The sequence below is a fragment of the Xylanibacillus composti genome, from assembly GCF_018403685.1.
In the GTDB taxonomy this organism is placed as follows: domain Bacteria; phylum Bacillota; class Bacilli; order Paenibacillales; family K13; genus Xylanibacillus; species Xylanibacillus composti.
Genome location: NZ_BOVK01000009.1, coordinates 1 through 9852, shown reverse-complemented (window position 1 = coordinate 9852; position 9852 = coordinate 1). Strand labels below are relative to the sequence as shown.

General features: G+C 45.6%; 5 protein-coding genes, 3 pseudogenes and 1 CRISPR repeat array. All 8 genes and pseudogenes read right to left on the bottom strand.

Annotation, left to right across the window (positions count from 1 at the left end):
- Positions 1 to 588: 588 nt before the first annotated feature.
- A complete protein-coding gene (locus XYCOK13_RS21795) occupies positions 589 to 750 on the bottom strand; it encodes a hypothetical protein (RefSeq protein ID WP_244864981.1) in 162 nt (53 codons plus the stop codon).
- Positions 751 to 927: 177 nt separating this feature from the next.
- Positions 928 to 1260, bottom strand: a pseudogene (locus XYCOK13_RS22300) (accessory gene regulator B family protein); the annotation flags it as partial.
- 868 nt (positions 1261 to 2128) lie between these two features.
- A CRISPR array of direct repeats spans positions 2129 to 4609; the repeat unit is 32 nt; unit sequence ATTTCAATCCACGCACTCACAAGGAGTGCGAC.
- A gap of 180 nt (positions 4610 to 4789) precedes the next feature.
- A complete protein-coding gene (cas2, locus tag XYCOK13_RS03470; protein ID WP_213410530.1) occupies positions 4790 to 5080 on the bottom strand; it encodes a CRISPR-associated endonuclease Cas2 in 291 nt (96 codons plus the stop codon).
- A 7-nt stretch (positions 5081 to 5087) separates the two neighbouring features.
- A pseudogene (gene cas1, locus XYCOK13_RS03465) lies at positions 5088 to 5534 on the bottom strand (CRISPR-associated endonuclease Cas1); the annotation flags it as partial.
- Between the two features lie 76 nt (positions 5535 to 5610).
- Positions 5611 to 6492, bottom strand: coding sequence for a type I-C CRISPR-associated protein Cas7/Csd2 (cas7c, locus tag XYCOK13_RS03460; RefSeq protein ID WP_213410529.1), 882 nt, complete (start codon positions 6490 to 6492; stop codon positions 5611 to 5613).
- A gap of 15 nt (positions 6493 to 6507) precedes the next feature.
- Positions 6508 to 8334: a type I-C CRISPR-associated protein Cas8c/Csd1 gene (gene cas8c, locus XYCOK13_RS03455; RefSeq protein WP_213410528.1), complete on the bottom strand. Its 1827-nt coding sequence runs from the start codon at positions 8332 to 8334 to the stop codon at positions 6508 to 6510.
- Positions 8331 to 8984: a type I-C CRISPR-associated protein Cas5c gene (gene cas5c, locus XYCOK13_RS03450; RefSeq protein WP_213410527.1), complete on the bottom strand. Its 654-nt coding sequence runs from the start codon at positions 8982 to 8984 to the stop codon at positions 8331 to 8333. The genes cas8c and cas5c overlap by 4 nt, the downstream gene beginning before the upstream one ends.
- A gap of 15 nt (positions 8985 to 8999) precedes the next feature.
- Positions 9000 to 9818, bottom strand: a pseudogene (locus XYCOK13_RS03445) (hypothetical protein); the annotation flags it as partial.
- Positions 9819 to 9852 lie beyond the last annotated feature (34 nt).

Genomic DNA, 9852 nt, shown 5'->3' with positions numbered 1-9852 from the left:
TTAATTAGGGGGCTTGATAGACATGGGAGCAGATAGCGTCGCTCCGTTCCGTTAGCGGGAAAAAGCAGCAAAAAAGAGGCCAATAGTGTCGCTCCGTTCCGTTGAGCGCCTAGCCTCCAGTTACTTCTTACCAGCAGATACATTTGGCCTGGATTCATGTACCGAGTCGGATCTTCATTCCTAATAAGCAGCAAGAACAACCGGACTAGTTGTCAGAAAAATACGATTATTCATCGCGCCATTGGGGATCATCAGGAGAACGAGGTCTCATATCCGGATTCGAAAGTACGCAGATGCGGGTACTTGTAAGGCACTACCCGCATCTTGCTTTGGGAAACGGTGCAGAAGCAGGATGCGGGCGGGTCATCGAAGTAGAGCAGCCTTAAATCGGTATCTATGACTTTAGCGAGTCTCATATTTGCCAAGGTACCTCGGTCTACTTCTACAAAAGAATGCTCAGCCAGCAGTATGCGCCAGTCGTGGAGAACAGCCCCGTGTAAGACGTAACTGCCCTCGCCCGTTTCGAACCACATATCTTTCCCTTTTAAAGTGCAGAATCTCACCACATCCATCGGAAGCCAGTGGGGCTCATATTCTTTTTTTCCTATTGGCTTTAGTGCTGGGATTCTCATTACTGCTCCTTTGCTTATCCGAAACTTTTATGGAGGGACTACCAAAATACCATTTTTCTAATGGTTCTTTTCCACTATCCAGTGCCTTACTCAAGTAAGTTACCAATCGCTTCAACATTGGCTTCACCTCCTTTCCACCTTGAAGGGGTGTCAAGAAGAAAGTCTGAATCAAGAAAATAGATGTAAGTATGTCGGACATCCATATAAAATTTAGAAAACATAGACAGAAGGATATAGCGTACTTCCATCTTGCGATAGCACTCACTGAACGCCTTATTTGAAGTAGGATACATAGTATAAACAATATAGATATAGCCGAATGAAAAAAAATAGGATAAGCAGGAACGAATGGCGCGATTGCAATCACAGCTATGGTGAATACAATACACTGTTCTAACGTGGGCAAATGTCGCCCACCTGTCAGCTTTCGTACGATTGCCAACATGCATAATGCTAATGCCGTTTCGTACAATGTCCCGAATAACTTACCCAATATAAGTGATCCAATGATTATTAATAAATTGGTGAAAACAGATGCCAACGAATGCGTAATTCGAATCTTATCACATTGCATTTCGCTATTTTTACATAACCATGCTGAACAAGCCAATGCGATCCGTTCAATCATCATGGTGTTCCCTACGATATGAAAACCATAGAAGAATAACAGCGACGTTGACAGAAATAAATATTACTAGCCACAGCATCTTATTACTGTATGTGTGATAGAAGTAGAAAGATGTAATCATAACTACTGCAGCGATAACCATACCAATAGCTAATTTGAGATTATTGATTGACCACTCTAATCGTCCAATTCGATCAGTTGGTACAAAGGTAAAGCCTATATTTTTCTTAGAACAGGTATACATGATCAGCAGATTGAAGATCGAGGTAATTAATTGGAGTACGTAAACTTGCCAAGATGAGGCATCCTGTAGCACTTCGATGTCCACAAAGAATGTCCCCGCAACCCAAAACAAAATCCCTTGTACGACCGAATAGATCGCCGTATACAAGATTGGCATTAGCGCAGAGTAAATCAGCGGGACCTCCAGCACTAGCCAGAGGAACAATATTGTTATACTTATTTGTATCCAGGGAGCAAAAGGAGATTCATACACAATAAACAGCAAGTAAGACACCACGGATAAAAGAGTGCTAAAAAATAGGACCGGTCTTACCAAATATGTAATGGAATACCGGAATAGTGCGAACATCGCTAGTAACAGGGTAGTCATTTCAATTATTGATATTACCCAGAATCCCCAGAACCCCATAATAGCCTCCAAGTCTCCTAATTTCATGTCGAAAGTATTATATCTTAATTTTCAGATAGTTGGTAGGATGCAATTGGAAACTGCAGAGGGACGTTCCGGGAGCAACGTAATTAACCTGAACTTTTTCTGTTCAGGTTAACAAGATCAAAAGAAGGATTTCAACCTACGCACTCTCGGGGCTGTAGCCGATTGGCTTACTCTCCCGAGTTTGCCCTGATTTCAATCCACGCACTCACAAGGAGTGCGACTCGACGAGTCGTATCTGTCTCTGTGTTGGAGGGAACGATTTCAATCCACGCACTCACAAGGAGTGCGACAACTGCTCATGATCCGGGATGCTGCAGTCGGGTTATTTCAATCCACGCACTCACAAGGAGTGCGACTGCATTTACCCACGGCTTGCCATCGACGTTCCAATTTCAATCCACGCACTCACAAGGAGTGCGACGAGATTTGCGAGGGAGGTTTAACCAACATGGCAAATTTCAATCCACGCACTCACAAGGAGTGCGACTAGACGATTGTAATAGACTTGTATCTTTAATGATGATTTCAATCCACGCACTCACAAGGAGTGCGACTATTCAACATACATTACATAACTTCCAATGTTAATTTCAATCCACGCACTCACAAGGAGTGCGACCAGTACTTGGCGTTAAGTTTGATATTCTTACTGATATTTCAATCCACGCACTCACAAGGAGTGCGACTTTACGATGTCCCGGAAGACATCGTTTTTCTCTGATTTCAATCCACGCACTCACAAGGAGTGCGACCCCATGTCACATGTGCCCCAAACGCTTCCGCTATATTTCAATCCACGCACTCACAAGGAGTGCGACCATTGAACACAGGACATTCCCGGAAAACATATCCATTTCAATCCACGCACTCACAAGGAGTGCGACGCGCGAGTGGTCAACAAGTCTAAACCAGAATTGCATTTCAATCCACGCACTCACAAGGAGTGCGACGGCAGCCGGTATCTTGACGGGAATCGGCTGTTACAATTTCAATCCACGCACTCACAAGGAGTGCGACTTTCCTCGACCAGCTCCTGCTTCCGAGCTTCCAGGATTTCAATCCACGCACTCACAAGGAGTGCGACGGCAAATGCTCCAAGATGGTGTTTGCCAACTGGCATTTCAATCCACGCACTCACAAGGAGTGCGACTCAATAAGCTTTTTAAGATCCGTAATCCTATCATCATTTCAATCCACGCACTCACAAGGAGTGCGACGCTGTACTCTTCATACTTCATCACCCATCCCTTATTTCAATCCACGCACTCACAAGGAGTGCGACTATGAGTTGGAGCTTGAGTTTAACCGTATGAAAATTTCAATCCACGCACTCACAAGGAGTGCGACCTTCCTGACCGTGAGGTTCCTCCTTACGAGCCGGATTTCAATCCACGCACTCACAAGGAGTGCGACGAAGAAGAATCTGTGATACGTCTTAAGTGGATGGACATTTCAATCCACGCACTCACAAGGAGTGCGACCGAGAGGGCGATGTGTTCGAAGCTCCTTACACCGATTTCAATCCACGCACTCACAAGGAGTGCGACTTGTGCGAGATCAGCAAGACATCGTAAAGCACGAATTTCAATCCACGCACTCACAAGGAGTGCGACGGATTTCGCTGCCAAGGAATGCCATCTAATCATTATTTCAATCCACGCACTCACAAGGAGTGCGACACGATGCTGGCGGAGCTCATAAAATATCTGATACGATTTCAATCCACGCACTCACAAGGAGTGCGACGGAAGAGTGAAAAACAATCATTACATCACAAATATTTCAATCCACGCACTCACAAGGAGTGCGACTTCCAGCATCTAAACAAAATGATAGAAGTGCTAATTTCAATCCACGCACTCACAAGGAGTGCGACAAAAAGGATTGATTACGCTTATGTATTTGATTTGGATTTCAATCCACGCACTCACAAGGAGTGCGACGCAGAAGATGCGTTTTCCGTAGTGCAAATAGCCGAATTTCAATCCACGCACTCACAAGGAGTGCGACCGAAGGTATCTTTACTGACAATTCGCCACCAGAATTTCAATCCACGCACTCACAAGGAGTGCGACCTGATAAGATTTTGAAACTTGCGGTGCTCTTCGAATTTCAATCCACGCACTCACAAGGAGTGCGACTCGTGGGGGCCGGCAAAACAGGTCATCACGGTAATTTCAATCCACGCACTCACAAGGAGTGCGACAAGAGTTGTTGGTTACAGGCTTACAGCGACGAAATATTTCAATCCACGCACTCACAAGGAGTGCGACAGGGAGCAGTGGTCAAATGAGTTTCGGCATTACAATTTCAATCCACGCACTCACAAGGAGTGCGACTGGGGTGACAAACAAACTTCGTGAGCATTACCCCATTTCAATCCACGCACTCACAAGGAGTGCGACCAATCAGAATGACGGTGGTAGTAATGGGGATGGAATTTCAATCCACGCACTCACAAGGAGTGCGACAGTTTCCCCGGCAGGTGGTCGAACGGCTAAAGAGGATTTCAATCCACGCACTCACAAGGAGTGCGACCATAGATCAATATGTCATTTTCAGGCGTGACCATATTTCAATCCACGCACTCACAAGGAGTGCGACGGTGCGAAGCGGCCTCCGGGGTTTAATCATAGGAATTTCAATCCACGCACTCACAAGGAGTGCGACAGCGAAAATTAATTGCGGACAATCAAATTTCGTCATAATACAAGAAAATTACTACAAGAACCTCCAAAATAACCTCTGAATCAAGAACTAAGTAACCCTTTATTATCCAAAAAAGGTAAATTAACCTTCTTTTTTAGGTGCGAACCTCCCAGGGAAATCATGTTCGCTTGGGGTTCGCACCTACAATATCAAGGGCCCCTCCAAATCTTGGGATGGCTTGGCTCCGATATGTTCAACCTTGGTTTTGTACTTGTTGCCCAGGTTATAAAACCGCAAACTGTCTGTTCTCGGGTCGATCAACTCTTCCAACGCATAGCGAAGCTGTCGGTACTGGGTTGTGTCCAGTATACACTCGAATACGGAATTCTGCACTCGTTGCCCATAAATCAAGCAAGTCTTGGCCACCTGTCTCAGCCTGCGCTTTCCGCTTTCGGTTGTTGTATTGACGTCATAAGTGATTAAGATTAACATCGCACACCTACTTCCATAGGAATGGCGGGTACTCGTCCAAGTCTCCTCTGACGTGTCGGGCCAGTAGCAAAGCCTGCGCATAGGGGACAAGTCCCCAGGATATCTTCTCCTGGAGAAAAGGATGCTGAATCGTCTCCTGCTTCTTCTCCTGCCAGACGGACAATACTTTGCGCCTCGTATCGTCATCCATAATGACAGCGCCGTTCTCCTTGCGATGAAAGCCCTTATGGTCCACGATCTTGCGATTAATTAGGGAGAGAACGAAGCGATCTGCATATACGCCTCGCAATTCCTCTACCAGATCAAGAGCAAGCGAAGCTCTGCCAGGACGGTCTCGGTGCAGGAAGCCGACATAGGCATCTAATCCGACAGCTTCGAGAGCCGACCTTGTATCATTCGCTAACAGCGTGTAGATAAAAGATAACAAGGCGTTAACATTATCCAATGGCGGGCGCCACTGTAGCCAAACGCGCAGATCGCCTCCAGCTTCAACAGCGGAACCCGCCATATGTGTTACAGAACATGCGCCATCATAGTTTCTCCAGAATTGTAATTCCTGAAGGAGCTGCTTCAATGTTCACCTCATAATCTGAGAACGAACGGGGCACATCGCAATCCTGTTTTCTGCTTACTTGAACCAGATTGAATAGCTTATGGGCTGGTGCGTTGCCTAAACGACTTTCGTGCTGAAACACGATTAGTTTTTGAGCAGCCATTTTTCCCCGGGCAGCCGACCGATCGTGATCAAACATAAACATAAGCGACTCCCACAACAACTCCAAGTCTTCCGTCCCAAAGTTAGTTTGATTCGCCAAGGGAGCAGAAATAAACCCCTCCAGTCTGTATAGACCATAAGGTACAATGCTCTTCCTTCCCATGGTGCGCTCTTTCTCTGCGTCTTTTTCATTCGTCACTGCCATTCTGGTGATTGTCACATCCACAGGTGTAATCGGATCCAGACTCTTGGAGAAGCTGAACTGCACAGGACCACGGACTTGTCCGCAATTCACCCCGGTAGTCATGACCGCACCAAAAGCGCGAATATCGTAATATTTGTTGCACATCCATTGAGCAAGAGTCTGTTGATCCTCCTTCTTCTTGGCAACTAATTTATCTGCTTTGTTTTCTTTCAATTCCATATCAGGGTGTGCTTCGAAAGCCTCCTTGTTCAATTGATTGAGAATCGCCGCTTCCTTGATATAAATGTCATATGAATCCTCTCCCGCCCGGGCAAGCTCAACATAGTTGCGAACTTTCCGCTTCAAGCATACATCTGTGACGAGACCGCAGCCTGTTTCGGGGTCGATTCTTGGTAAATTCCCTGCATCAGGGTCACCATTTGGATTCCCGTTCTCCACATCAAACAGCAATACAAACTCATAACGATTTTCAATCTGGGTTTTCATTGTCATCGTCCATCCCTCTTTCTATTGATTAATGGGTTCATCTGTTTTCTTATCCGCTCGTCCATCTTGATTTGACTTATAAAAAGCTTCTCTCTTGTGGTAATAGCCAATCGCAAACATCCCTTGTTCTTCCAATGTCAGTCTTCTTGGGAATTGTTCAGGCAATTTGCACATAACCTCCTGAATCAAGCCGTTATTATATTCACCCCATTTATCATCCTTGGAAATATGGTGCTGTGCCAGACTTAATAGTCGGGGAAATACGGTTGCTGGAGAGGTTGAAGCTGCTCCCCAAAATCGATCTCGAATCGTTGCATTGATCCCTCCTCCTTGAGCGCTGCCTTGGGTTTTCTCCAGACATGCAAACAATCTGCCCAGATGATAAGCTGCATTTGAAGAGTTCTTATTTTCGGCCATAGTCAGATCTCCTTTCTTAATTTGTGAATGAGCTGAGGGGGAGCGCAGCAGATAGGCCTTGAGCATGGCCGCTCTGATAGCTCCTATCTTGTACAAGCCTTTCTTCGGATCATCAGAATCTGAACGAATACGATTGAGCAGCTGAGCAAATACGGCCTTTGAGTACGGCAAACCATTGATTATGGAACGAAGCATCTGCCCTTCTAAATTAGGCGGAATCTTGCTCCAATCATGTCCTACAGCCAGTTCTCTCAACAATTGTCTGATTGTAGGAGTTCGTTCCAGTCCTTCAATGGACAAATCCTTGTAGTGCTGCCATACTCGCTTTCCAAGTGCGCCCAATGTTTCTTTATAGAAAAATCGAATGGAGAGGCGCGCTGCATTGGGCGAAAGACCTAGCATGTAAAATGTCGTACTCGGATCCAAGTCTTCGAATGTATCAGCAAATTCCTGACCATGGCGAACACGCACCACCGCATTCTTCAAACGTTCTCTTACACTTTCTGCATCCGGAGACTGTTCCTCCCCATGTTCCTCTTCATTTTCCTGCAGGAGGTTCGCAAGAAACAGTTGTTCGTGGTCCATACTGGATTCCACCCAAAACACTACAGTGGTATCGTTCAATCTGACGCGGTGGCGCTGGTCTGCCAAAAGTCGATTCAACACGTAACCGTAAGCATTCGCTGCTTTTTTCGACGTCGGTGCATTATAGGATTGCTCCTTGTTATACGAGCAAAATGCCGGTTTGTTGAAGGATACAAGGGCTGCACCGGATGACTGAGCACCGATTACATTCTTGATGCTTGGATGCAATCTCGCGATCTCCTGAGCTGATACCTGCTCACCTGTTATTAAACAGTTCATCATTTCGTTGTCTGTATCCCGACTTTTCTCAGCTAAATATCGCTCCCATGCCGTAAGTAAGGGCCGTGAATGATGATAGAAACCACCAGTCGGCGCATATTTGATTGCACACAAGCCGCCAGCTTGAAGGGCTTCTACCATCTCTTTACTCAATATGCTGTTCAATTTGTGAGACAGTGCTTCAGGCTCCATTTCAACAAAGCGGCGAAGCGCCCTGACTTCGACTGTTTCGTATTGTACGAAATTTAAGATATTTCTGTACAAAGCCTGCATCTCTCTCCGACAAGCTGCGCGTTTTGATATCGCTTCGCCAAACAGATATTCTGCTTTATCACACAAGAAATAAGGAAAGATGTTGCTGGCTCTCTTGATCTGTTCCGGTACCATATGCTCTTTTTTTATAGACTTTCCGTTCTCCTCGTATGAAAGAATATCCAACACGTTTCCATCTTCGCCAATATGAACTTCAAATGAGATGCCCGCGGAAGAATAGCCTTCTTGGGGAATGCTGTCCCCTTCTTTATCCAAGAGTATCTGATAATAGTTGTATAATGCTTGGAAGATCATCGCATCACCTCCTGCGGACTAGGCACTGCAATGACACCATCCACCATTTGTGCTCTGAAAAAGTAGGGCGTTACCCGTTTAACCTCACCCTTGTCATCCAGTTCATACTTCTGATCATAGAGCATATACCCCAAATCTTGACTGGTATCACGATAATAACTCACAAAGCCTTGCAGATCTTCATCTTCCACCAATTCGAAGTTAACCGGAAATTCGCGAGTCCCAAAGTAAGGACGATGGAAACATTGGCCTTGTCTGGCTCTTCGCATTGCTATATTATAATGCTTCTCTGGGGTATCTTCTTCGCCACGATTCTCTGTCATCTCGAAGTGGGCTTCGATAATATACTCCACGTTCTTCAAAATCGTTGCTGCACGTTGCTGGGTCTCCAAAGAAGTATAAATAGCAGTTTTTTTCGGAGATGCTTTCGATTCAACCTCGTTTCTTCGGACGTTGTCAAACATAATTGGTTTCATCACATGAATGCGATCCACTACCCAACGAATGGCAGGCTTCCAATGAAGCGCCTCCAGAATCCCTCTGGCCGCAGAAGGTGTGATGACATCATAGCTGACCCTTTCGACTTTCATCTCCGGCCGGGTGAAGCATGCGTAATCTCCCCAAACTCTTAGTTTTATTCCGTAACCCATTCTTTCTCCTCCTCTCTAACTCAACCCAACCTCCGTTTCAGCTTTATAGCCAATCTGCATCAAACCTACATTTTTATCGTAGCGAGTCATATCTAATACATAGTACACCCCCTCAATATCTTCTATGAGCCTAGCATGCTTCATCGTTTCCAATTCTGAAGAATATAGCTGAACACTGTAAGGCTGGAGTTGACGTATCACCTGTGTCGGATAGTCAACCATTCGCAGCTCAGCCAGCAATCGCCTTGCTTCCGAATCATAAGGAATGACTACAGCATGCATATCATCCTCAATGAACTTGAAGCGCTCCGCGATCTCCGCATAAGGTATTTCTAAATTCGCATTTTTTTCACGAAGAAGCTTCACGATGCCTTTCATATCTGTTTTGTCCTGAAAGGTGCCGTCATTCAGTCCATAAACGCGATCAAAATAGGAGCACATAGCCTCAGAGGAGAGTGCATCCTGGTTGATATATCTTAATACATGAAGTGCCTCGGTAGAGGTTTCCTTCAACCACCCCCTTGAAGGCATTCCATGTTCCTGAGGATAGAAAACCCTAACTTCTCCCTTGTCTGGCCCGCCTTCCCGATTGCATCTTCCTGCCGCTTGAGCAATCGCATCAAGTCCCGCCATCGCTCTGAGCACAAGTGGAAAATCAATATCTACCCCTGCCTCTATTAGCTGTGTTGAGACAACTCGACAAGGCAGATTATCCTTTAATCGTTGCTTAATTTCATTCAGCACCAAACTTCGATGCACTGCACACATACGTCCGCTTAAATGATAGACTGAATCACTCTTTTCGCTCAGTCGATCAAACAGTATTCTGGCGTGTCTTCGGGTATTAACCGGTCAGACCCCCTAATTC